We start from the raw sequence: 650 nt of genomic DNA, 5'->3' as shown, positions 1-650 counted from the left end.
ACCCCCGACCCCTCCCCGGGGAGCCCTCCGGCTCGTGCTTCCGTCAATACATGACATAGTCTAGAGACGTTTTACCCGAGGGCATCCGCAAGCACCTCGTTGAGCCGCGAGAATGCGGCGGCTTCGTCCGGCGCATGGTCCGGGTTGACCTCGGTGACAGTCAGGCCGCGCCATTGCGGTAGGGCGGCCAGCCGCTTCAGCACGAAGGCGGCCTGCTCGAGTTTCAGGCCATCGCAGCGGCGCACATTCTCGGCGATCGGGAAGTCGACGAATGAGAGGACGTCGACGTCGAAGTGGACGAGCAGGCAATCGAACGCGCCCGCCCAATCGGCCGCGCGCATCGCTGCCGCCTCGATGTCGCTCAGAGCGTTTTCGCGCGATATGACCTCGATTGCGTGATCCTCGATCGTGGCCGCTTCCGGCGGGGTGATGTTTTCGAGCGCGAAGTAGAGGAGCTGGCCGGGCTCGATCATCGGGCGCGCCGGGCCGAGCGCTGCAAGCGAGGGTTCACACCCTGCAATATCGAGCAGGTGGGCGACGCCGGTCCAGTCCAGGGCGCCGTCGCTGGTGCCCGGCGCGTTGAGATCGGCGTCGAAGTCCATGTAGACGAGCCCGACCCGCGCGCCCGCCGCGTTCGCTCCGGCGACCGT

At 67.1% G+C, this 650-nt stretch carries 1 protein-coding gene; it reads right to left on the bottom strand.

Annotated elements, in window-relative coordinates:
* Positions 1-71: 71 nt before the first annotated feature.
* On the bottom strand, positions 72-650 hold a 579-nt coding region (locus tag VE25_RS00655; protein ID WP_046106650.1), incomplete at its 5' end, for an arginase family protein.

Source organism: Devosia geojensis, assembly GCF_000969415.1.
Lineage (GTDB): Bacteria > Pseudomonadota > Alphaproteobacteria > Rhizobiales > Devosiaceae > Devosia > Devosia geojensis.
The sequence above is the reverse complement of the archived record's forward strand: the minus strand, read 5'-3'. Positions and strand labels throughout refer to the sequence as shown.